18 protein-coding genes are annotated in these 21635 nt (G+C 65.4%); 12 read left to right on the top strand and 6 right to left on the bottom strand.

Annotated elements, in window-relative coordinates; all coding sequences use genetic code 11:
- Positions 1-36: 36 nt before the first annotated feature.
- The 3 genes from ACYG9Z_RS23650 (at position 37) to ACYG9Z_RS23640 (ending at position 4384) form a co-directional block, all read left to right on the top strand.
- Entirely contained in the window at positions 37-1272 is a 1236-nt protein-coding gene (locus tag ACYG9Z_RS23650) for an ROK family protein (RefSeq protein WP_023751880.1), read from the top strand.
- Positions 1273-1514: 242 nt separating this feature from the next.
- On the top strand, positions 1515-4064 hold the full coding sequence (locus ACYG9Z_RS23645; protein WP_023751879.1) for a caspase family protein: 2550 nt from the start codon (positions 1515-1517) through the stop codon (positions 4062-4064).
- A gap of 14 nt (positions 4065-4078) precedes the next feature.
- Complete coding sequence (locus tag ACYG9Z_RS23640; RefSeq protein ID WP_023727043.1) at positions 4079-4384, top strand: hypothetical protein; 306 nt, start codon at positions 4079-4081, stop codon at positions 4382-4384.
- A 24-nt stretch (positions 4385-4408) separates the two neighbouring features.
- Here the strand turns inward: ACYG9Z_RS23640 and ACYG9Z_RS23635 are convergent, their stop codons facing one another.
- On the bottom strand, positions 4409-4771 hold the full coding sequence (locus tag ACYG9Z_RS23635) for a hypothetical protein (protein WP_023733969.1): 363 nt from the start codon (positions 4769-4771) through the stop codon (positions 4409-4411).
- A 134-nt stretch (positions 4772-4905) separates the two neighbouring features.
- Between ACYG9Z_RS23635 and ACYG9Z_RS23630 the strand changes: the two genes are divergently transcribed.
- A complete protein-coding gene (locus tag ACYG9Z_RS23630) occupies positions 4906-7002 on the top strand; it encodes an alpha/beta fold hydrolase (protein ID WP_023705137.1) in 2097 nt (698 codons plus the stop codon).
- Positions 7003-7011: 9 nt separating this feature from the next.
- On the opposite strand, the gene ACYG9Z_RS23625 is transcribed toward ACYG9Z_RS23630, so the two are convergent.
- Positions 7012-7629 carry a TetR/AcrR family transcriptional regulator gene (locus ACYG9Z_RS23625; RefSeq protein ID WP_023709407.1) on the bottom strand — a complete coding sequence of 206 codons (618 nt, stop codon included), beginning with the start codon at positions 7627-7629 and terminating at the stop codon, positions 7012-7014.
- 459 nt (positions 7630-8088) lie between these two features.
- On the opposite strand from ACYG9Z_RS23625, the gene ACYG9Z_RS23620 reads away from it, so the two are divergent.
- The 3 genes from ACYG9Z_RS23620 to ACYG9Z_RS23610 are packed head-to-tail and all read left to right on the top strand — an operon-like array spanning position 8089 to position 11860.
- Entirely contained in the window at positions 8089-8583 is a 495-nt protein-coding gene (locus tag ACYG9Z_RS23620; protein WP_023705138.1) for a (2Fe-2S)-binding protein, read from the top strand.
- Positions 8580-9563 carry an FAD binding domain-containing protein gene (locus tag ACYG9Z_RS23615; protein WP_023705139.1) on the top strand — a complete coding sequence of 328 codons (984 nt, stop codon included), beginning with the start codon at positions 8580-8582 and terminating at the stop codon, positions 9561-9563. The genes ACYG9Z_RS23620 and ACYG9Z_RS23615 overlap by 4 nt, the downstream gene beginning before the upstream one ends.
- Positions 9560-11860 (top strand): xanthine dehydrogenase family protein molybdopterin-binding subunit, encoded by a 2301-nt coding sequence (locus tag ACYG9Z_RS23610; RefSeq protein WP_023751877.1) that lies wholly within the window; start codon positions 9560-9562, stop codon positions 11858-11860. Before ACYG9Z_RS23615 ends, ACYG9Z_RS23610 begins: the two co-directional genes overlap by 4 nt.
- A 184-nt stretch (positions 11861-12044) precedes the next feature.
- On the opposite strand, the gene ACYG9Z_RS23605 is transcribed toward ACYG9Z_RS23610, so the two are convergent.
- Positions 12045-13055, bottom strand: coding sequence for a zinc-dependent alcohol dehydrogenase family protein (locus ACYG9Z_RS23605; protein ID WP_023751876.1), 1011 nt, complete (start codon positions 13053-13055; stop codon positions 12045-12047).
- 106 nt (positions 13056-13161) lie between these two features.
- On the opposite strand from ACYG9Z_RS23605, the gene ACYG9Z_RS23600 reads away from it, so the two are divergent.
- Positions 13162-14133: a LysR family transcriptional regulator gene (locus ACYG9Z_RS23600; RefSeq protein WP_023730364.1), complete on the top strand. Its 972-nt coding sequence runs from the start codon at positions 13162-13164 to the stop codon at positions 14131-14133.
- A 68-nt stretch (positions 14134-14201) separates the two neighbouring features.
- On the top strand, positions 14202-14702 hold the full coding sequence (locus ACYG9Z_RS23595) for a hypothetical protein (RefSeq protein WP_245259886.1): 501 nt from the start codon (positions 14202-14204) through the stop codon (positions 14700-14702).
- A gap of 140 nt (positions 14703-14842) precedes the next feature.
- Here ACYG9Z_RS23595 and ACYG9Z_RS23590 read toward each other — a convergent pair whose 3' ends face one another.
- From ACYG9Z_RS23590 to ACYG9Z_RS23580, 3 genes are read right to left on the bottom strand one after another with little or no spacing between them, the layout of a single operon-like run.
- The gene (locus ACYG9Z_RS23590) at positions 14843-15733 is read right to left on the bottom strand and encodes a ribokinase (RefSeq protein ID WP_023751875.1); all 891 of its coding nucleotides are present in this window, start codon (positions 15731-15733) and stop codon (positions 14843-14845) included.
- On the bottom strand, positions 15730-16605 hold the full coding sequence (locus ACYG9Z_RS23585) for a MurR/RpiR family transcriptional regulator (protein WP_023730361.1): 876 nt from the start codon (positions 16603-16605) through the stop codon (positions 15730-15732). Before ACYG9Z_RS23585 ends, ACYG9Z_RS23590 begins: the two co-directional genes overlap by 4 nt.
- Positions 16606-16618: 13 nt before the next feature.
- Positions 16619-17602: a sugar phosphate isomerase/epimerase family protein gene (locus tag ACYG9Z_RS23580; RefSeq protein WP_023695492.1), complete on the bottom strand. Its 984-nt coding sequence runs from the start codon at positions 17600-17602 to the stop codon at positions 16619-16621.
- A gap of 240 nt (positions 17603-17842) precedes the next feature.
- Here ACYG9Z_RS23580 and ACYG9Z_RS23575 point away from each other — a divergent pair, with 240 nt between their 5' ends.
- The 3 genes from ACYG9Z_RS23575 to ACYG9Z_RS23565 are packed head-to-tail and all read left to right on the top strand — an operon-like array spanning position 17843 to position 21628.
- Positions 17843-18445, top strand: a complete 603-nt coding sequence (locus ACYG9Z_RS23575) for a CDP-alcohol phosphatidyltransferase family protein (protein WP_023703071.1) — start codon at positions 17843-17845, stop codon at positions 18443-18445.
- Between the two features lie 41 nt (positions 18446-18486).
- Positions 18487-20268 (top strand): bifunctional alpha/beta hydrolase/class I SAM-dependent methyltransferase, encoded by a 1782-nt coding sequence (locus tag ACYG9Z_RS23570; RefSeq protein WP_031208640.1) that lies wholly within the window; start codon positions 18487-18489, stop codon positions 20266-20268.
- 4 nt (positions 20269-20272) lie between these two features.
- Positions 20273-21628 carry a phosphatase PAP2/dual specificity phosphatase family protein gene (locus tag ACYG9Z_RS23565; protein ID WP_023751874.1) on the top strand — a complete coding sequence of 452 codons (1356 nt, stop codon included), beginning with the start codon at positions 20273-20275 and terminating at the stop codon, positions 21626-21628.
- The last annotated feature ends 7 nt before the right edge of the window (positions 21629-21635 follow it).

Genomic DNA, 21635 nt, shown 5'->3' with positions numbered 1-21635 from the left:
TCGCCTTGCGGCCAAACTCCTTGCGCAGGGGAAAGCGTGACCGGCACCAGCTTCTTCAGTCTCGAAAAGATCGCCGAGGGGCGCAGCGGCGGAACCACGCAGGCCGAGAGCCGCATTTACAACGAACGCCTGATCGTCTCGCTGATCCGCCGGCACGGCCAGCTGGCCAAGACCGATTTGACGCGGCTGACCGGGCTGGCCGCGCAAACCATCACCACCATCGTCAACCGCGCCGCCGACAACAAGCTGCTGCTGCGCCTGGAGCCTTTGCGCGGACGGCTGGGGCAACCCTCGGTTCCCTATGCGTTGAACCCGAAAGCCGCGTACGCCTTCGGCCTCAAGGTCGACCATCGCAGCGCCGATGTCGCCCTGGTCAATTTCGTCGGCAACGTGATGGCGTTCGAACGCACGCTGTTCGACTATCCGACGCCCGTCGAGGTGATGAAATTCGCCAAGGGCGCCATCGCGCGCATGTGCCGCAAGCACAGATCGATAGAAAAAGACCGCATCGCGGGTCTTGGCATCGCCTCGCCATTCCATCAGTGGAACCTAAGCGAAGAGGGCGCGGTGCCGGCGGGCAGGCTGGATGCCTGGAAGGAAATCGACATTCGCGCCGAACTGGACCGGGCGTTCGACTGGCCGGTGTTCCTCTACAACGACGCCACGGTGTCGGCCGCGGCCGAACTGATGTTTGGCGCCGGCGGATCGCGCGCCGACTTTCTCTATGCCTATGTCGGGCACTTCATCGGCGGCGGCCTGGTGCTCGATCATCACTTGTTCCCCGGCCGCAACAAGCTGGCCGGGGCGCTGGGCGACATGCCGGTGCCCGCGCCGGGGCGCAAGGGCGACGGGATGACCCCGTTGCTGCGCGTCGCTTCGCTGCATTCGCTGGCCGGCAAGCTCAACGACCAGGACAATGGGGACGAGGGCGCCGGCCGCATCTGGTCGTCGCCCGACGACTGGGGCGACCTTGGAGAGCCGCTCACCGCGTGGATCGATGAGGTTTCGGACGGGCTTGCCTATGCCGCCCGCAGTGCCGTTGCCTTGCTCGACATCGACAATGTGGTGATCGACGGCGCCATACCGAATGGCGTGCGCAAGGAGATCGCCAAGGCCATGCGCAGAAAGCTGGCACGGATCCTTGTCGATCGCCCCGAGCCGTTCTCCGTCATCGAGGGGACGTTTGGCCATCTCGGCCCCGTTATCGGCGGCGCCAGCATTCCGTTGCTGGTGAAATATTCGAACGACAAGGAACTGCTCTTCAAGGAATAGGCGCGCAGCCGCCGGCACCAGGCATTCCCCAAACAGCGAACTGTGAGACTTGTCACATACCTGCTCGTGAAGCGCGTGCTACTTGCACCCTGCGGTCGGTCGACGCCGAAAGAAATCGCCTGCCATGGTCTGGCGGTGACGGGCCTTTCACTTTATGCTGTGGCAGGTTGCATACTCTCAACGGACCTTGATGCCGCAAGCGGTGTTCTCGTCGGCGTCAGGCCGCGACCAGGAGTTTTGTCATGCTCCGACTTTGCGGATTCATCGCGGCCTTCATCCTTGCCGGCTTCACAAGCTTCGAGGCCTGCGCCGATCGAAGGGTCGCGCTCGTCATCGGCAATTCCGATTATCGCGACATCCCGGCGCTGAAGAACCCGGCCAAGGATGCCCAGGACGTATCGGCCACGTTCCGGCTGGCCGGCTTCGAGGTTTTCGTCGCCGAGAACCTCACCAAGCAGCAGTTCGAAGGCCAGTTCCGGGACTATCTGGCCGCCGCCGACGGCGCCGATCTCGCCGTCGTCTACTATTCCGGGCACGGCTTTCAGATCGGCGGCGAGAATTTCCTGATACCCGTCGACGCCTCGTTGAAGAAGGCGGCCGACATCGAGGTCCAGGCCATCAAGCTCAACGACGTGCTGGAGCAGCTGCGCTCGAAGTCGAAGATCCAGGTGATCATCCTCGATGCCTGCCGCAACAACCCCTTCCCGCGCAACAATTACTGGCTGCGCGACCAGCTTGTCACCGCCGGCAATACCGGGCTGGCGCAGGTGCGAAGCTCGCTCAACACGCTGATTGCCTTCGCCACCGAACCAGGCGCGGTCGCCTATGACGGCAGCGGCGACCTCAGCCCGTTTTCATCGGCCTTTTCGCGGCGCGCGCTGGCGCCGAACCAGGAGATCCGCACGGTCATGTCGGCGGTGCGCCGCGATGTCGTGCAGGCCACCAACGGCATGCAGGTGCCCTGGGAAAATTCCTCGCTGATCGATGACGTGGTGCTGGTGCGCCGCAACAACCGGCCTTCGCTGCCGCCAGTGCTGGAGAAGGTAGTGCTCTCGGGGGTCGGTCCTGTCGCTCTCGGCCTGCCGGAGCCGGTCGATGTCGATGGCGGCGCTATCAGCGTCAGCATCGAACGTCCGCCGGCAATGGGCCGTCTGGTGCTGGACGGCAAAGACGTCGCGGTGGGCGAACCGATCGCCGGCAAGGACCTGCCGCGCCTGCAAATGGATGTCCCCAAAGGCGCCGCCACGCAGGACGAGGTGGATATGCTGGCCTATGCCACGCATGACAATTGGGGCGGCGGGAGCCAGGGCATACTCGTGTTCCGCGTCAAGAGCGGCGAAGGTGCGGCGGGTCAGCAGATCATGGCTTCGCTCGAGGCCGAGCAGAAGCAGCAGGTGCTGGATCGCGGCATCCACATCACCGGCGCTGCCGAAGCGATCGAGAACCGCGAGCTTGATATTCCCGTCGGCGTCGGCCCGGTCGCGCTCAATCTGGATTTCCCCACCGACGATCCGGCGGTCAGCCTGAAGGTCACGGGGTATCCGGCAACGGGAACGCTGTCATTGCCTGATCGAACCTTGTCGCCGCAATCCAGCCTTCTGGCCGGTGAAGTCGACCATCTCCGTTACGAGCCGCAGATCGGCGCCGGCGCGCCGGTCGAGGTCGGCTTCGAAATCCGGGCCGACAGCAGCTCGGCTAAGCCCGCGACAATGAAGCTGTCGCCGACGGTCGATGCCTGCGATACCGCCGCCGGCGAGCCTCTCGACCTGCAAGGGGTGGTGCCCGGCCTGCTGCCGAACGAGATCGGCGCCGGTGCGGTGGCAGCCTGCGAGGCGGCCGTGAAAACCTATCCAGACGTCGCCCGCTTCCACTACGAGCTCGGCCGCGCCCTGCTTGCGGCAGGCCAGGTTAGAGAGGCCAGGACAGCCATCGAGGACGCCGCCAAGAAAGGCCATGTGCGCGCCGTCTTCGAACTCGGCTATCTCAACGCAACCGGAACCGGAACGACCATAGACCGCACCCAGGCCAACGCTCTCTACAAGGCTGCCGCCGACAAGGGTGATCCTTACGGTATGACCTCGTGGGGACGCGCGCTGTTCAATGGCTATGGCGTCAACCGCGATACGGCCAAGGGCCTCGACCTGCTGCTCAAGGCGGCGGCCATGGGGCACACCTATGCCATGAACGATCTTGCCGCCATCTTCACCGAGGGCCGCAATGGCGTGCCTGCCGATCCGGCCCGCGCCGTCGCCTTCCTGCAAGCGGGGGTGCAGCGCCAAGACATGTATTCGATGAACCTGCTCGGCCGCAATTACCTCGCCGGCCAGGGCATCGACAAGGATCCGAAGACGGCGCAGGCCCTGTTCCAGCAGGCCACCGATCTTGGCCAGCCCTACGCGCCCGGCAGCCTCGCCCGCATGTACAGGGATGGCGCCGGTGTGCGCCAGGACCCGGCGGAAGCGCAAAGGCTGTTCGAACTGGCGACCACGCGCGGCGATCCGTCGAGCGCCTATGATCGCGCGGCGCTTGAAATGGCGAAAGGCGACAAGGCCGATCAGGCTGTCGCGGTGCGCTTCCTGGCATTCGCCGTCGCGCTCGATCTGCGCAAGGAGCTGCCGGACGCCAAAAAGGGCCTGGCGCAGTTCGGCACCAAGCCGAAAACGGCAGCTTTGGACGCCCTGCGTCGAGAGCTCAAGTCGAAGATTCCCGCGTCCGGTTCGCTGGACACGCAACTGGTCAATGCGGCCCGGGGGGTCTGGGAAGAAGCCAATCCGCGTCGGGATTTGTTCTGAACAATAAGGAGGCCATGGTGGGCAAGGCATTCAAGCAGACATTCGGGCAGGCATTCATCGGGATAATTCTATCCGGCGTTCTGGCCGGGCTCATGGGCTGCACCTCGGTGTCGCCGATGTTTGAGCCGGCATCGCCGGTGAAACATCGCAAGGTGGTTCGCGCAGCACCCCAGCCAAAGGTGGTCAGATTCAAGAAGGCGGCCACCGGCAAAGTGATCAAGCCGGCCGAGGAGATCCCGCAAAAGCCGCCCGTCATTCCCGCTCTCGGCGGTAGCGGCGGAGGCGGTGGGGCTGGCGGCGGCGGCGGCGGTTGGGGATGAGATCGTCGACCAAGGGCGCTGCACTCAGCGGCCCCAAAGGGTCTTGCTAAGATCCGCATGAGCCTTGGACAACGTCAAGCCGAAATCGTCCATCCCTGTCGCCGCATCGGTTGGCCAGCGGACAATTCGGCGCAGCGCTGCACGGAAAAGGCAGCGGACGAACGCTGCCAGTGCAGAGGCCACGACCGCCGCCGGATCGAGTCTGCGAGCCGCCAATGCCCGATGGGCCTGTTGTGTTTCGAGATAGCGGGCCAGCGCAACATCGTGACGCGATGGTGCGCCAAGCTCCTGCCGGTCGCGCCCGGGGTCGTCATGCCAGATGGGCCACTCGGTCGGGCTAGGGTGATGCACGGTATCCTCCTGCGAAAAGAGATCCAGTGCGAACAATCTCCTCAAGCGCCGTGAGCAACGCGTGGGAACCTGCGTGATGGAATCGTGAAAAGCGCCTCGGCGGCGGAATAAGTGTTGAAATGGACCGAGCTTGAGCGGATCGTCGTCGCGCTGTGACCGTGGCGGATCCGATGACCGGACCTTATCTTCACCTGCTGGGTGGTTTCGACTTTGCCGGCGTCGGGGCCACGGTTCCAGCCATCAGCCGCAAGGCGCGTGCGATGGTCGCCTATCTCGCGCTGCAGTCGGGGCATTCGCAGTCGCGCGAGAAGCTGGCGACCCTGCTCTGGGGCATCAACAGCGAGGCGCAGGCGCGAATGAGCCTGCGGCAAGCGGTATCGTCTGTCAGGAAGGCCATGCAGACGTGCGGCGGCGGCCGCTTCCTCACCGATGGCAACAGCGTCGCTCTGCATCTCGACGGCCTTGATTTCGACGTCGCGCGGTTCGAGGCGCTGGTCGCCAGCCCGGCACCCGAAGACCTCGAACTGGCGCTCAATGTCTACCGCGGCGACCTGCTCGACGGCTTCGGCCTGAAGGAGGAGCCATTCGAGGACTGGCTGAGGATCGAACGCGAGCGGCTGCGGGCATTGGCCGTCGCGGCGCTCGACAGGCTCGTCGCGCATTATGCAGCGACGAACGATCCTGCCGCATGCGTGCGCGCGGCAGCGCGCCTGCTGGCCATGGACCCGTTGAGGGAGGATGTCCACCGGGCCCTGATGCGCGCCTATGCGGCGCAAGGCAGGACCAATCTCGCGCTGAAGCAATATGAGCACTGCCGCACCGCGCTTCTACGCGATCTCAAGCTGCAGCCGGAGCCGGAGACGCGGCAATTGTTTGAGACGCTGCGCACACGCCGCACAATGGCGCCGGCACGGCCACCCACGACCGATGCGGATGACGCTACCGGCTTCAGCCACGAACTCGCAGCCCCCCCGACCCACTATGTCAAATCGGCCGGGATCAACATCGCGTATCAGGTGACCGGCGACGGTCCGGTCGACCTGATCCATGTGCCGGGATGGGTCTCCAACCTCGACCACGCCTGGGGCTCGCCGCGGCTTTCGCATGTGCACCGGCGGCTCGGCACTTTCTCGCGCCTAATCCGCATGGACAAGCGCGGCACCGGGCTCTCGGACCGCAATGTCGGTCTGCCGACCCTGGAAGAGCGGATGGAAGATGTGCGGGCAGTGCTGGATGCGGTTGGCTCGAAGCGCACGGTGCTTTTCGGCAGCTCCGAGGGCGGCCCGATGTGCATGCTGTTCGCGGCGACCTATCCCGAGCGCACAGCGGCACTCGTGCTCAATGGGGCCTACGCCCGCGGCAGGTGGTCACAAGACTATCCGTGGGCGAAGACAAGCGAGCAGGTGGAAGAGGATCTGGCGATCGTCGAGAAAGAATGGGGAGCGGCGGCGGATATGAGCAACGCGGCGCCCAGTCTGATGAGCGACACGTTCGAGACAGAATGGTTCGCCGCCTATCTCAGGAATTCTGCCTCGCCCGCCGACGCGATCGCCCTGTGGCGCTGGGGAGCCGAAATCGATGTTCGCGACATTCTGCCTGCTGTCCATGTTCCGACACTGATCATGCAGACGACTGGCGACGGCTGGGTGAAGCGGGAAGAAGGACGTTACCTGGCGACGCACATCGAGGGCGCCCGATACATTGAGTTCGCCGGCCGCGACCACGTCATCTGGGGCGAGAATTCCGATCGGATCGTCGACGAGATCCAGGCTTTCGTCACCGGCGCCTTGCCGGCGGCCCCAGGCGAACGGCTGCTTGTGTCGGTGCTGTCCCTCGATATGACGGGCTCGCCTTTCGGCATCGACCCGGCCGAGCGGCACGCCGAAGCGCTCCGTGGCGAACTCCTCGCGGCCGAAGGCAGAGAGATCAGGCGATCGGACGGCAAGGTGCTCGCGGTGTTCCAGCGGCCAACGCGGTCGATCCAGTGCGCGATCGCCATCCGCGATCGCTTGCGGCAATCCGGTGTCGAGGTCCGCTCGGCGGTGCATATCGGCGAGTGCGAGCAGCGGGGCCATCAATTTTCAGGCGCGGCGATCGAACTGTCATCGCGTCTGCTTGACCATGCGCGGCCGGGCGAAATCATCGCATCAAGGACGGTGCGCGATCTCGTGGTCGGCTCCGGCCTGCGGTTCGAGAAGCGTGGCGAAATGGCGGCAAGCGGGCTGCCCGGCGCGTTTCCGTTCTATGCGGTCGATGGTTCGGCTTGAGCCGCTAGGTCACCTCTTCCCTGCCCCGAACCGCAGCCCGTCCATCAGCAGCTTGACCAGCCGGCGCGAGCGGTCGCGCCAGTCCTTGGTGTCGGGGGCCGAGTAGATGCCGCCGAGTGCGTGCAGCACATCGGAGGCATCGACGTCGCTGCGGATCGAGCCTTCGGCCACCGCCGCCTCGACCAGTTGCCGCAAGGCCAGCGACACCCGGCCCGACATGTCGGAGAACACGGCGGAATTCGTGTTGAACAGGATGCGCAGGCTGGCCGCCAGGCCGCGCTTGGTGGCGATGTAGTCGACGAAGCGCTGCATCCACTGTTCCAGCGCCATGTCGGCCGAATGGTGGCTGGCGAGGTCATCGGCCGCCGCACAGAGCGCCTCGACTTCACGCCGGTAGACCACTTCGACCAGATGCTCGCGGGTTGGGAAATGCCGGTAGAGCGTGCCGATGCCGACGCCGGCCTGGCGCGCGATCTCCTCCAGCGAGGCATCGACACCGTGCTCGGCAAAGGCCGCTGCCGCAACCTCGACCAGCCGGTCGCGGTTGCGCTGCGCATCGGCGCGCAGCGGCCTTGGCGCTGCGGCTTCGCGCTTCTCGTCGGCAATTGCTTGCGACTGCTCGGTCAATTTTTTCTCCACTGTTGATATATGGGGGCTTGAACCCAAAGGGGTAAGCCCCCAACTAGATAAACGGAGGCGCCTCCGTTTTAGTGGAGCAGTCTTATCATATAATCAGGGGAGCCGATATGTCACGTGTTGAGATTGTGAAGACTGAAGCATCCCCTGCCGGCTGGAGAGTCGGGGCGGCAGAGCTGCCAATCTTCCCCCTCGTGGGGGAGATGTCCGGCAGGACAGAGGGGGGCGCTGTCCCGCCAGCCTATCAAGGCCTGACTAGCGCCTCCTCGGACAAGATTCGTGTCGACGCATGTAAATCGGGAACGTCGCATTCCTTCGCGCCCCCTCTGCCCTGCCGGGCATCTCCCCCACAAGGGGGGAGATTAGGCGCACCGTCGCCTCTTCCCTTGTCCTCTCCCACTCGAGCCCATTTCAATCCCCTAGCGTCAAGCAACTGGAGCCAGACGCCTCATGACCGACCAAACCAAATCCACCACTATCCCAATCCGTCTCACCATCAACGGACACAGTCACGAACTGCAGGTCGAGCCGCGCGTCACGCTGCTCGATGCATTGCGTGATCGCCTCGACCTGACCGGCACCAAGAAGGGTTGCGACCAGGGCCAGTGCGGCGCCTGCACGGTGCATGTCGAGGGACAGCGCGTGCTGTCCTGCCTGACGCTTGCAGCACAAGCCGAAGGCCGCGAGATCACCACCATCGAAGGATTGGCCGGCGATGACGGCACGCTCAACGCGGTTCAGGCTGCTTTCCTCGACCAGGATGCTTTCCAGTGCGGCTACTGCACGCCCGGACAGATCATGTCGGCGGTGGCCTGCATCCGCGAGGGCCATGCCGGCTCGGATGACGAGATCCGCGAATACATGGCCGGCAATCTGTGCCGCTGCGGAGCCTATCCGCACATCGTTGCCGCCGTGCGCCAGGCGGCACTGGAGGTCGCGTCATGAGGGATTTTTCCTACGTTCGCGCCCATAGCATCGACGCCGCACGCCAAGCTGCCGCCCTGCCCGGCGCCATGCTGCTTGCCGGCGGCACGACGCTGGTCGATCTCGCCAAATGCGGCGTTGCCGAACCCGAGAGCCTGGTCGACATCACCCATCTCAAAGGGCTCGACGCCATCAAGGTCGACGCTGACAGTGCCATGATCGGCGCGCTGGCCAAGATGAGCCACGTCGCCGACCATGCCGAGATCAAGAGCCGCTTTCCCGCGGTCTCCGAAGCGCTGTGGCAGGCGGCTTCCGCGCAACTGCGCAACATGGCGACCATCGGCGGCAATCTGATGCAGCGCACGCGCTGCCCCTATTTCCGCGATCCCGCGAATTTTTCCGCCTGCAACAAGCGCTCGGCCGGCAGCGGCTGCTCGGCGATCGGCGGCGTCACCCGCGGCCATGCCGTGCTCGGCACCAGCGACGCCTGCATCGCCATGTATCCCGGCGATCTCGCCACCGCGCTGGTCGCCTTCGACGCCGTGGTTCATCTTGGCGAACGCCAGGTTGCCGTCGACGACTTCTTTCTCCTGCCCGGCGCCACGCCCGACAGGGAACATGCCATCCAACCGGGCGAGATGATCACGGCCATCAGCATCCCGGCTTCAGCCGCCGCCCGGCGGTCGACCTATCTCAAGGTTCGCGACCGGCAGTCCTATGAGTTCGCGGCTGCAAGCGCCGCGGTCGGCATCGACTTCGAAGCCGATGGCCGCACCATTCGCGACCTGCGCGTCGCGCTGGGCGGCGTCGCGACGAAGCCGTGGCGGGCGCACGCCGTGGAAGCGGCGTTGAAGGGCAAGGTGCCCAGCGAAGACAGGGTGCGGGCCGCCAGCTTGCTCGCCGTGGAAGGCGCCGTCGACCACGGCGCCAACCACTACAAGATCGAACTGGCGCCGCGCGTCGTTGCCCGCGCCATCCTCAAGACGGGAGCCATGGCATGACCATTCACGACCCAAGAACTCGGCACGGCGACGCTTCGGACGGCACTGCCGATCAGGTTGGCGGGCGGCTGTCGCGCGTCGACGGCCCGGCCAAGATTACCGGTGCGGCAAAATACGCCGTCGAACAGCAGCTCGACGGGCTTGCCTATGGCGTGCTGGTGGAAAGCACTGTCGCCGCCGGCAAGGTACGTTCGATCGACACGTCAGCTGCCGAGGCGGCCCCTGGCGTGCTCAAGGTGCTGACGCCCGATACCATCATGAGCCTGCGGACCGCATCGGACTGGTTCGGCACGCCGCCGCCGGACAAACCCTACTGCCCGCTGGCGCGCGACATCACCTTTTCGGGCCAGCATGTCGCCGCGGTCATCGCGGAGACTTTCGAGCAGGCCGTCGCGGCAGCGGCGATGGTCAAGGTCAGCTATGACGAGACGCCGGCCATCGTAGACCTCAGCGACGCCAAGGCCGGTGACGGCATTCCGATCGCCGCCATGACCAAGGAATGGGGCGATGCGCAGGCCGCTTTCGCCGCTGCCCCGGTGCGCGTCTGCGGCGCCTACAACACGCCGCGCGAATATCAGGCGCCGATGGAGCCGCATGGCCTCATCGCCCGCTGGGAGGGCGACAAGCTCACCGTGTGGGAACCAAGCCAGTGGGTCGACGGTATGGCCCGCACCTATGCCGAATGGTTCGGCCTGCCTTTCGAGAATGTGCGGCTGGTCTCGCCCTATATCGGTGGCGGCTTCGGCTCCAAGGCGCTGGCGCTCGGCCACGGCGCGGTAGCGGCTGCCGCAGCCAAGATGCTGGGACGGCCCGTGAGGGTGGTCATGACTCGGCCACAGACTTTTACCGGCTATGGCGGCCGTGCCGCGACCCGCCAGACGGTGACGATCGGCGCCGACCGTGACGGAAAAATCCAGTCGATCGTGCATCGCGGCGTCAATGAAACGTCGATCGACGGCATGTGGGTCGAGCCGCTGGGCGTGGTCACCTCGATCATGTATGCGACGCCCAACTTCTCCTCGAAGCAGAATGTCGTGCGGGTGAATTCGGTGGTGCCCGGCGCCATGCGCGCGCCGGGCGAAAACCCTAGCGCCTTCGGCATCGAAAGCGCCATTGACGAGCTCGCCTACGAGGTCGGCATCGATCCGCTGGAGATCCGGCTGAGGAATTACGCCGAGCAGGATCCGCACGCAAAAAAGGCCTGGTCGACGCGGCAGTTGCGCGAGGCTTTCGCCGCTGGCGCCGAACGCTTCGGCTGGGCCCAGCGCACGCCCAAACCGCGTTCGATGCGCGACGGCAACCAGTTGATCGGCTGGGGCGTCGCCGCCGGCACCTATCCGGTACGGCGCGCTTACGGCGAGGCCATCGTGCGTATCCTTGCCAACGGCTCGGTCGAGGTCGAAAGCTCCTCGATCGACATGGGCCAAGGCACGTACACGATCCTGGCGCAGACGGCGGCCGAAACGGTAGGCGTGGCGGCCGACCATGTCGTCGTGAAGCTCGGCGATTCCCGGTATCCCCGCGCCGGCGTGGCCGGCGGGTCGCGGCTGGCCGGCGTGATGACGGGCGCGGTCTACAAGGCGGCGACATCGGCGCTCGATCAGCTTGTCGGACTGGCGATCAGCGATCCGCGCTCGCCCTTCCACGCGCTCCAGGCCAACACGCTGGTCGTCGCCAATGGCCGCATCAGGTCGCCGCGCGGCGATGGTCCCGATGTCTCGATCGCCGACCTGCTGGCCAGCGTCGGCCGCGACCGCATCGAGGCCACCGGCGACACCATGCCGGCGAACACGACCGCCGAGGATCGCTACAAGAACTACACCACCATCGCGGCGGCACTGCCGCACACCGAGGGCGACTATTCGCGCCACTCCTGGTGCGCGCATTTCATCGAGGTGCGCGTCGACGAGGATTTCGGCACCGTGCGCGTGTCGCGCGTGGTGTCGGCGCTGGATTCCGGCCGGCTCTACAACCCGAAACTCGCGGAGAGCCAGTGGAAGGGCGGCATCATCATGGGCATCGGCCAGGCGCTGCTGGAAGAAGGCATTGTCGACCGCAGGCATGGCCGCATCGTCAACAACAATCTCGGCGACTATCTGGTGCCGACCAATGCCGACATCCCCGATATCGAGGTCATCTCGGTCGGCGTTCCCGACCTGCACTCTTCGGTGCTCGGCGGCAAGGGTGTCGGCGAACTGGCCATCGTCGGCGTAGCGCCGGCGATCGCCAATGCGGTGTTCCATGCGACGGGAAAAAGAGTGCGGGACTTGCCGATCACGCTGGAGAAGTTGATCTAGGAAGCGGCGTGCGTAATCTCCCCCCTCGAGGGGGAGATGTCGCCGAAGGCGACAGAGGGGGTCGCCTCTCGTAGAGCGCCAACCTCCTTCCGCCGCAGTAGGTCGAGCCCGGTCGGACCGACCCCCTCTGCCCTGCCGGGCATCTCCCCCTCAAGGGGGGAGATTGGCAGCTCGCGCGCCTCGGCTACCAGTCGAGCTTGAACGCAAGCTTGCCGAAATGCTGCCCGCCCGCCGCCATGTGCGCGTAGGCTTCGGCCGCCTGCTCTTGGCTAAACACCTTGTCGACGACCGGGTCGATGCGGGCGGCGGCGATGGCGCGGACGGCGGCGCGAAGGTCGGATACCGACCCGGTGTTGTTGCCGACCACCTTCAGCGCCTTGATGATGATCGGCAGCAGGTCGACCGTGGCCTCAGCGCCGGTGACGAAACCGATGGTGAACAGCGTGCCGCCAGGCGCGGTGGCGTTGACGGCGCGGGCGAAGGTGGCGGTGCCGGCGGTCTCGACGACGAGGTCGGCGCCGAGGCCGCCGGTCAGTTCCAGCACCTTGCCGTCCCAGTCGGGCGTCGCGCGGTAGTTGATGAGATGATCGGCGCCGAGTGCCTTCGCCCGCTCCAGCTTCTCGTCCGACGAAGAAGTGATGATGACGGTTGCGCCGGCGGCTTTCGCCAGCTGAAGGGTGAAGATGGAGACGCCGCCGGTGCCGAGCAGCACGACGACCGAGCCCGGCCCGACATCGGCGGCGCGGACGGCGTTCCAGGCGGTGGTCGCGGCGATCGGCAGGGTCGACGCCGCCTCGAAAGAGAGACGAGCCGGTACCGGCACGAGCGAGTTCGCCGGCAGCGCGACATATTCGGCGAGCGACCCCGGCAGCGAAATTCCGCGCATCTGCGTCATCTCGTTAGGCCGCGGCGGACCGCCGATCCAGCGCGGCTTGGCATGGGCAACGACGCGATCGCCGACGGGGAAATCCGTAACGCCCTCCCCCAGCGCGACGATCTCGCCGGCGCCGTCGGCGACGGGAATGAGCGGAAAGCCGGGCACGCGATAATTGCCGCTGGCCACCGCCACATCGACGAAATTCAGGCTCGCGGCGCGCTGGCGGATCAGCACTTCGCCGCGCTGCGGTTCAGGCGTGGCAATGGTGGTGGCGCGAAAGGCGTCCAACTTGGCGGCGGTCAGTTCGATAGCTTTCATGGCTCACGCATTCCTGTTGAAAGGGTCGATCGTCGGGATTGAGTGAAGCTATCTGCTGCGCTACAAGCAGATAATCCTGAATTTCTACATTTGAATCCTGTGCTTTATGCAGCAATCACACGACCTCGCCAGCCTTGCCGAAATGGCCGCCTTTGCGGCAATCACCGAAGCGGGATCCTTCACCAAGGCAGCGTTGCGCGTCGGGCGCGACTCGACGGTTCTGTCACGCCGCCTGCAATCGCTGGAGGAGCGGCTCGGCGTGCGGCTGCTGCACCGGACCACCCGAAGCGTGTCGTTGACGGAGGCCGGAGCGGAGTTCCTGGTGCGTGTCCGCGCCATCCTGGCCTCGGTGGACGAAGCTGAGGCTGCTGCTTCCGCGCATGCCAGCGGGACGCCGCGCGGCTTGCTGCGGCTGGCGCTGCCGGGAACCTTTGGGCGTATGTGGATCGGGCCGCTGTTGCCGCACTTTCTAGCGACGTTCCCGGATGTCCGCATCGAGGCCGAGTTCTCCAACCGGTTCGTCGATCTCGTTGCAGAGAACTTCGATGTCGCCGTCCGTCTCGGCGCGCTGGAGGACTCGCGCCTGGTGGCGCGCAAGATCGCGACACGGCGGCGGTTGCTGTGCGCTGCTCCCTCCTACCTCGCCCGCAGGGGCGCGCCGGAAGCGCCGGAAGCGCTGACCGAACACGCCTGCCTCGGCTTCTCCGGCTTCCAGACCTTTCCCACCTGGGAGATGACCGACAGTTCGGGCCGCCGCGTTAACGTCGAAGTCTCGGGGCCGATGGTTTGCGACGATGCCGAAGTGCTGGTCGAAGCCGCGGTGCAAGGCCTCGGCCTGATGATGAGCACCGATTGGCTGGTCGGGCGCGAACTCGCCGACGGACGGCTGGTGCCGTTGCTGGAGGACTGGACGCTGGCCGACGAAGGCGCTGTCTATGTCGTCATGCCCTCGGCCAGGGGACAAGCCGCCAAGACACGCGCCTTCGCCGACTGGATCGGTAAGCGCTTCGCGCCGGAGCCGCCCTGGACGTCGAGGCCGGTCTCAAAGGCTTGCTCAATGGGGCGCGCCGGGGGCTAAGACGGCATGCCGCTGTCACCAGGCCCTTTGTCCTGTATGATCTCGTTGATGTAGCTTGGGAGGGGATCATGCAAAGTGCATTGGCGAAGTTCATCATGGCAAGTTCCGTTCTGGCCGCGCTGCAAGCCGCGCAGCCGGCTTTTGCCGCGTCCTGCAACTGGAGCGCCAAGATGGAAGAAGACGAAGGCGGCAGCGTGCTGACGGCTTCGGTGTGCGGCGGACCGAAGGCCGATGCGCATCTGATGCTCGTCTGTTTCGACAAGCCGGTGCTGAGCTACGATCTGGGTGCGGCCGGCCAGCAGCTGGAGCCCGGCATCAGCGCTTCCTTCACCTTCAAGGGCGGTGACAAGAGCGTGACCAAAAAGCTCGACCTCGAGGCCATGTATAATTACTTCACGGCTGAGCTGAGCAAAGACGATCCACTGCTCGGCCTGTTGCGCGGCAAGGGCGACGTCACGGTTACGGCCGACAAATATGGCGAGAACAGCTTTCCGCTGACCGGCTCGAGCGCGGCCATCGGCAAGGTGCTGACGCAGTGCGGCAAAGGTTCGGCCGGCGACGCGGACTGAAGCTCCCTACTTTCGACCACGCAGCTTGGTCCCGCGCCTCCGTCAGGGCAAAGCCAAGCAGGTTCTCGCCGCGCCCGGTTTGCCGTTTCGCTCATCGACGGGGGCACGGGTTTTGGAGGCGCAACATGCGGCCTGAGTTTTCAACGCGAGCTGCGCTCTCCCTCCGGAGTCGCCACCAGCGAGGCGGCGGCGGCATTGGCGGTGGCAATCGCCGCTTCCACCGGATGGCCACGCGCGAGGCCTGCCGCGAAGGCGCCGACGAATTCGTCGCCGGCGCCATGGGTGCTGACGACTTTTACCGGAATGGCCGCCAGCGCGAAGGCCGCGCCGATCCGGTCGCAATAGGCGACGCCTGCGCCGCCGGCGGTGACGATCGCCGAGGGGTAGGTATCGATCAGCCGCCGCGCGGCTTCGGTTGCGCCGGCGAGCGTATCGACGACCGGAACGCCGGCCAAAAATTCCGCTTCGATGGCGTTGACGATGACGATGTCTATCAGCGCGGTCAATTCGGCCGACAGTGTTCGCGCCGGTGCGGCGTTGAGCACGACGCGGCCTCCGGATGCCCTCACCGCGCGCGCGGCAGCGATGTTGGCGGCATCGGGCACTTCGTTCTGCAGCAACAGCACTGCCGTCTGTACCACCACCTCGCCCGCAGCCGCGATGTCATCACTGCCCAGGGTGAGATTGCTGCCGGAGACGATCACCGCACCATAGTCGCCATCGCTGTCGAAGATCGCCACGCTGATGCCGGAGCCTGCGCCTGCCGCCACGCGCACGAAGCGGCGATCAACGCCGGCGCGATCGAGATTGGCCAGCAGCGCCGTGCCGAAATCGTCGTCGCCGACGGCGCCGATCATCGCCGCACGCACGCCGGCGCGTGCCGCCGAGACCGCCTGGTTGCCGCCCTTGCCGCCGCATTTCGGCTGCCAGGCATGGCCGGTCACAGTCTCGCCCTTGCGCGGACGGTCGGGCGCGTCGACCATGATGTCGTAGTGCAGGCTGCCGAAGACGGTGACCAGCGGAACCGTCATGTGCCCCGGTCTTTTCGTTTCGAGGTGACCGCCGACATGGTGCGGCCGAGATTGCGCTCCGCCGCCTGGTAGTCGCGCTGCGCCACCGCCACGAACAAAGCGTCGAGGATGTTGAGTTGCGCGATGCGCGCCGCTGCGTTTTCGCCCATCAGCGGCGAGCCTTGCGCGGTCGAGCACAGCACGATGTCGGCAATCCGGGCCAGCGGCGAGTTGTCGTAGTTGGTGATGGCCAGCGTGCGGGCGCCGCTCTTGCGGGCAAGATGGATGGCGTCGATGACGGCCGACGTGTTGCCGGAATGCGAAAAGCCGACGGCGATGTCGTCGGCGCCGAGCAGCGAGGCCGACATCAGCATCATGTGCGAGTCGTCATAGACAGACGCGCGGATGCCGATGCGCAGGAATTTGTGCGAGACGTCGCGGGCGATCTGGGCGGAGCCGCCGACACCATAGAAATCGCGGTTCCTGGCGCGGTAGAGCAGATCGGCGGCACGGTCGAAATCGTCCATGTCGAGGATCGCGAGCGTCTCCTCCAGCGCCTGGATCGAGGTGCGGAACACTTTCTGCACGATCTCGGCCGAGCTGTCGTCGACCGACAGTTCCTGGTGCATCTCGGCGGTCGGGAGGCGGCTGTATTCATAGACGGCGGTGCGGAAGTCGCGGTAGCCGGAGAAGCCGAGTTTCTTGGCGATCTTGACCACCATCGCCTCCGACACGCCGGCCTCCTCGGCGATCTGCTTGAGCGGAATGGTCTCGTCGAAACCGCGCCGGCCGAAGACGGTTTCCACCACCTTGGCCTCAAGCGGGGTGAGATGCGGCATCATCATGCGGATGCGCGGCCCCACGGCTTTCAGATCGAGATTGCTCAACGTCATCCACGTCCCCTCGTCACGACCCGAGCATGGCTTCCTGGACGATAGCCTGCGACGTCACGGCGTCCTGGCTGTCCATGGCGGCGGACAGGCGGTTATCCTTCTCCAGCCGGTCGACAACGCGCAGCAGGCGCTTGACGGTGGCGATGTTGACTTCGCATTCGCGCACCGGATCGAGCCCGGTCATGTCGGGGAAGGTGTCGAAGTAGATGGCGCCGGCGTAGCCGTCGCGGCGGATCTGGCGCAGCAGTTCGATGGTCTGCAGCGTGTGCACCGCGCCGACCATCAGGCCGTCGTCGCGCTTGGCATAGCCATCGTTGAGATGGACGCCGAGCAGCTTGCTGTGGCGAGCGATCAGCGCCGCGGCGAAGGCCGGCTGTTCGTCGGCATAGAGCACATGGGCGAAATCGAGCGTGACGCCGAGAGTGGGTAGGCCGACCTCGCGGATCGCCAGCAAGGTGGTCGCCGCATCCGGCATCAGCGAGTAGGAGCGCGGTTCGTTAGGCTTGTACTCCAGGCTGATCTGGCAGCCGGGATCATGCGCGGCAACTTCACGAATCCCCTCGATTTCGTGCTGCCAGAGCGTCGCATAGTCAGTTTGAAATGCATAGTCGAAGCCATCCTGGCCCAGCCACAGCGTCATCAGACTGGCGCCGGCCGCGCGCACCGCATCGATACCGGCCTTGGTCAAGTCAATGGCTTCGCGGCGCACCGCCGGGTCCGGATTGGTGAAGGCGCCGAGCTTGAAGGCCGGATTGGAGTAGTAACGCATGGCAAAGCCATTGATGGAAAGCCCGAAATCACCGAGCTTTCGGGCGATTTCAGCCGGCTTTTCACTGACATGGTCGGGGAAATTAAGATCAAGGTCGGTCAGCCCGTCGACCTTGGCCGCGCGGGCTGCCATCTGCAGCATGGACGGCTTGCCGGTAAGATCAGGCCATTCGGCTTGCGGCCGCGAGGCGAAGGAATTCAGGCGGGTGGCGAAGCGACTGTTTGTCATGATGGACCTTTCAGTGATTTACTTCATATAAATACGAATATTTGTAAAGTTCTCATTTGCGAGGCGGTTTGTAGCGCGCGCAACATCCTGCTTGGCCGAGATCTTCGGCTGCGCCTCTGCATCCATGCCGGGAGTTTCGAATCCCGCAACGGTGCGGATGCTGGTGCAAGCCCTTGCGCCCTGCCTGCCGATTGACCAATCTCGCCGACACTGTCATGAGCCGCGGTTGGGGGATCGCACATGCCAACGCTTTATCAACTGAAACCGGCCTTTCAGGCCAGGCTGCGGCCGCTGGCCGACCGGCTGGCCGATGCCGGCGTCACCGCCAACCAGATCACGCTTCTCGCCGCCGCGCTCTCCATCGCCACCGGCCTGGTGGTCGCGGCCTTTGCCTACCATCCCCTGGTTTTCCTGTTGATGCCGGTGGTGCTGTTCGTGCGCATGGCGCTCAACGCCATTGACGGGATGCTGGCCAGGGAACATGGGCAAGCATCAAAACTCGGCATGTTTCTCAACGAACTCTGCGACGTCGTCTCGGACCTGGCGCTGATCCTGGCCTTTGCCACCTTGTTCCCGGCCTGGGGTGTCGTCGCCTTCGCTATTACCGCCATGCTTGTCGAGTTCGCCGGCGTGCTTGGCGTTGCCGCAGGCAGCGGGCGCAACTATGCCGGGCCGTTCGGCAAGAGCGACCGAGCCCTGGTGCTCGGCGTCATCGGCTTTCTCCTCGCTTGCGGCCTGTGGGTGGCGGGGATCGCGCCATTTGTGTTTCCGATCATGGCTACACTGTCGGGGATAACCGCCATCAACCGGATACGCAGCGGCCTTAGAGCGGGCGGCACCTGATGCCAAAGCGTCAGGCACCCGACCGCCAGAGGGAAACCATGATCCACCAGACCATCGCCGCCCTAGCACCGGCAAGCCTCGAGCGCATCGCGCAGGAGCGCACGTTCAAGAGCCATGACGGCACCGAGATCTTCTACCGCTACTGGCCGGCCGCCGGGTCGGCGCCAAAGGGTGCGATCCTGCTGTTCCATCGCGGCCACGAGCATGGCGGCCGCATGGCGCATCTGGTCGACGAGCTCGCCATGCCCGACCATGCCTTCTACGCCTGGGACGCCCGCGGCAATGGCCGATCGGCCGGCGAGCGCGGCTATGCGCCGTCCTTTGCCGCCCTGGTGCGTGATATCGACTGCCTGGTGCGCGAGATCGGCCGGGATGGTTTTGGCCAGCGCGACATCGCGCTGATCGCGCAGTCCTTCGGCGCCGTGCTGGCTGCTGCCTGGGTGCATGACTATGCGCCCGACATCCGCGCGCTGGTGGTGGCTTCACCGGCCTTTTCGGTCAAGCTCTACGTGCCCTTCGCCAAGGAGGGCATTGCGCTGTGGCAGAAGCTCAAGGGCCGCTTCTTCGTCAATTCCTACGTCAAGGCGAAGTTCCTGACGCATGATGCCGAGCGCATCGCTTCCTTCGACGCCGATCCGCTGATCACGCGACCGATCGCCTCCAACATCCTGGTCGAGCTTTACGACCACGCTGCCCGCATCGTCTCGGACGCGCGCGCCATCACCGCGCCGACGCAGCTCTTGATCTCCGGCAGCGATTGGGTGGTGCGGCATGGACCGCAGCACGAGTTCTTCGTCAATCTCGGCAGCAGCGCCAAGGAGCGGCATGTGCTGCCCGGCTTCTTCCACGACACGCTGGGCGAGCGCGATCGCCAGCAGGCGCTGGACCTGATCCGGCCATTCCTCGAAAAGCAATTTGCCACGCCGGGGAGAACCATCGACTTGCTTCAGGCCGACCGCGCCGGCTACACCCGCGACGAGGCCGAGAGGCTCGCCTCGCCGCTGACGCTGCTGTCGCCCAAGGGTATTTTCTGGGCGATGAGTCGCGCCTCGATCCGCATGGGCGCCTGGCTGTCTTCGGGCATGAAGATCGGCATCGCCACCGGCTTCGATTCCGGCTCGACGCTCGACTATGTCTACGAGAACGATGCGCGCGGCACCGGCTTCATCGGCCGCATGGTCGACCGCACCTTCCTCGACGCCATCGGCTGGCGCGGCATCCGCCAGCGCAAGCTGCATCTGGAAGAGCTGATCGGCAACGCCGCCGCCAGCCTGAAGGCAGCCGGCCGTCCCGTCCACATGCTCGACATCGCCGCCGGTCACGGCCGCTATGTGCTCGATGCCGTCGCCAAATGCACTGAACCACCAGCAAGCGTGCGGCTGCAGGATTATTCCGAGCTCAATGTCGGGTTGGGTTCGAAGCTGATCGCCGAGCGGCGTCTGCCGACCAGCGTCAGCTTCCACCAGGCCGACGCCTTCGATGCCGACATGCTGGCCGGGCAAAAGCCGGCGCCGGACCTCGCCATCGTCTCCGGGCTTTACGAATTGTTCGCCGACAACACGATGATTTCCCGCTCGCTCGGCGGGCTGGCCAGCGCCATGCAGTCCGGCAGCCTGCTCGTCTACACCAACCAGCCATGGCATCCGCAGCTGGAGATGATCGCGCGCAGCCTGACCTCGCATCGCGGCGGCCAGGCCTGGGTGATGCGGCGGCGCACGCAGGGCGAGATGGACCAGTTGGTGACGGCTGCCGGTTTCGAAAAGATCGACCAGCGCATCGACCAATGGGGCATCTTCACCGTCTCGGTCGCACGGCGCGTCTGAGACCATGGCCCTGCCTGTCACTGACCCTGCCCCGGCGCGGGAACCCTATTTGGGCATCGTGCTGAGGGCCGCCCTTTGGCTGGCGCTGCTGGCGCCGTTCTTCTATTCGACCTATGGCTTTGCCAACTGGCTGGCGTCGCGGCGCGACCATGTCGGCAGCATCGTGTTTGCCTGGGAACACGCCATCCCTTTCGTCGCCTGGACGATCGTGCCCTATTGGTCGATCAATCTGTTCTACGGCCTATCGTTGCTGCTCAACACGACCAGGCGCGGTGTCGACCGGCTCGCCGGCCGTTATCTCTCGGCGCAGATCATTGCCGTCGCCTGCTTCATCGCGTTCCCGCTGACGGCGACATTCGTGCGGCCGGAAACCACCGGCCTGCCGGGTTTCCTGTTTGCAGTGCTCGGTGGTTTCGACAAGCCGTTCAACCAGGCGCCATCCCTGCACATCGCGCTGCTGGTGATCATTTGGGACCATTGGCGTCACGTTCTGGCACGCCACCGTCTCGGCGGCATTCTCCGCCCCGTCTGGCACGTCTGGTGTTTTCTCATCGGCGCCTCGGTGCTGACGACCTGGCAGCATCATTTCATCGACATTCCGACCGGCGCCCTGCTCGGCCTGTTTGCGCTGTGGCTGTTTCCGTCCAAGGGCGAATTGCCTTTCTGCGGTTTTCGGCTGACCGCCGACCCCAAGGCGTGGCAGCTGGCGGGCTACTACGCGCTGGGCGCCGCCCTTGCCTTGACCGGCGCTGCCGGCCGAGCGTTTGTCTCCGCCGATTTTCTCATCCTGTTGTGGCCGGCATTGGCGCTGGCCATCGTCGCCTTCGGCTATGCTGGGGCCGGCGCCAAAGTGTTCCAGAAGGCAGCCGATGGTAGCGTCTCACTGGCCAACCGTATCCTGCTCCTGCCCTACCGGCTTGGCGCCCGGATCAATGTGTGGGTATGGACCCGCCAGTTGGCGCCGCAAGCGGAGATCACCGACGGTGTTTTCCTCGGCCGGTTTCCGAGTGCCGACGAGGCCAACCGCTTCGGCACAGTGATCGACCTTGCCGGCGAGATGGAACGGCCGCGCGGCGTGACCTGCCGCTGGATCAGCTACGCGATGCTCGACCTCGTGGCGCCGCCTCACGACAGGCTGGAGCGAGCGGTGGCGGCGATCGAGCTGGCGCGCCGGCGCGGCACCGTCCTGGTCTGCTGCGCGCTCGGCTTCCAGCGCAGTGCAGCCGTCGTCGCCGACTGGCTGGTGGTGACGGGGCGCTCGTACACAGCTGCACAGGCGCGCAAGAAACTCGCCGCGTCGGGCAGGCCCGTGCACCTTCAGATCGGGCTGGATGAACCGGGGCTGGAAGAACCGACATGAGTTGGCC

This window comes from Mesorhizobium sp. RSR380A (assembly GCF_054719385.1).
This window is presented reverse-complemented; position numbering and strand designations above follow the sequence as displayed.

Bases quoted from the DNA above. Each gene is read 5' to 3' on its own strand.
- ACYG9Z_RS23645 (WP_023751879.1), top strand. From the start codon at position 1,515: ATGCTCCGACTTTGCGGATTCATCGCGGCCTTCATCCTTGCCGGCTTC.
- ACYG9Z_RS23640 (WP_023727043.1), top strand. From the start codon at position 4,079: ATGGTGGGCAAGGCATTCAAGCAGACATTCGGGCAGGCATTCATCGGG.
- ACYG9Z_RS23630 (WP_023705137.1), top strand. From the start codon at position 4,906: ATGACCGGACCTTATCTTCACCTGCTGGGTGGTTTCGACTTTGCCGGC.
- ACYG9Z_RS23620 (WP_023705138.1), top strand. From the start codon at position 8,089: ATGACCGACCAAACCAAATCCACCACTATCCCAATCCGTCTCACCATC.
- ACYG9Z_RS23615 (WP_023705139.1), top strand. From the start codon at position 8,580: ATGAGGGATTTTTCCTACGTTCGCGCCCATAGCATCGACGCCGCACGC.
- ACYG9Z_RS23610 (WP_023751877.1), top strand. From the start codon at position 9,560: ATGACCATTCACGACCCAAGAACTCGGCACGGCGACGCTTCGGACGGC.
- ACYG9Z_RS23605 (WP_023751876.1), bottom strand. From the start codon at position 13,055: ATGAAAGCTATCGAACTGACCGCCGCCAAGTTGGACGCCTTTCGCGCC.
- ACYG9Z_RS23600 (WP_023730364.1), top strand. From the start codon at position 13,162: ATGCAGCAATCACACGACCTCGCCAGCCTTGCCGAAATGGCCGCCTTT.
- ACYG9Z_RS23595 (WP_245259886.1), top strand. From the start codon at position 14,202: ATGCAAAGTGCATTGGCGAAGTTCATCATGGCAAGTTCCGTTCTGGCC.
- ACYG9Z_RS23590 (WP_023751875.1), bottom strand. From the start codon at position 15,733: ATGACGGTTCCGCTGGTCACCGTCTTCGGCAGCCTGCACTACGACATC.
- ACYG9Z_RS23585 (WP_023730361.1), bottom strand. From the start codon at position 16,605: ATGACGTTGAGCAATCTCGATCTGAAAGCCGTGGGGCCGCGCATCCGC.
- ACYG9Z_RS23580 (WP_023695492.1), bottom strand. From the start codon at position 17,602: ATGACAAACAGTCGCTTCGCCACCCGCCTGAATTCCTTCGCCTCGCGG.
- ACYG9Z_RS23575 (WP_023703071.1), top strand. From the start codon at position 17,843: ATGCCAACGCTTTATCAACTGAAACCGGCCTTTCAGGCCAGGCTGCGG.
- ACYG9Z_RS23565 (WP_023751874.1), top strand. From the start codon at position 20,273: ATGGCCCTGCCTGTCACTGACCCTGCCCCGGCGCGGGAACCCTATTTG.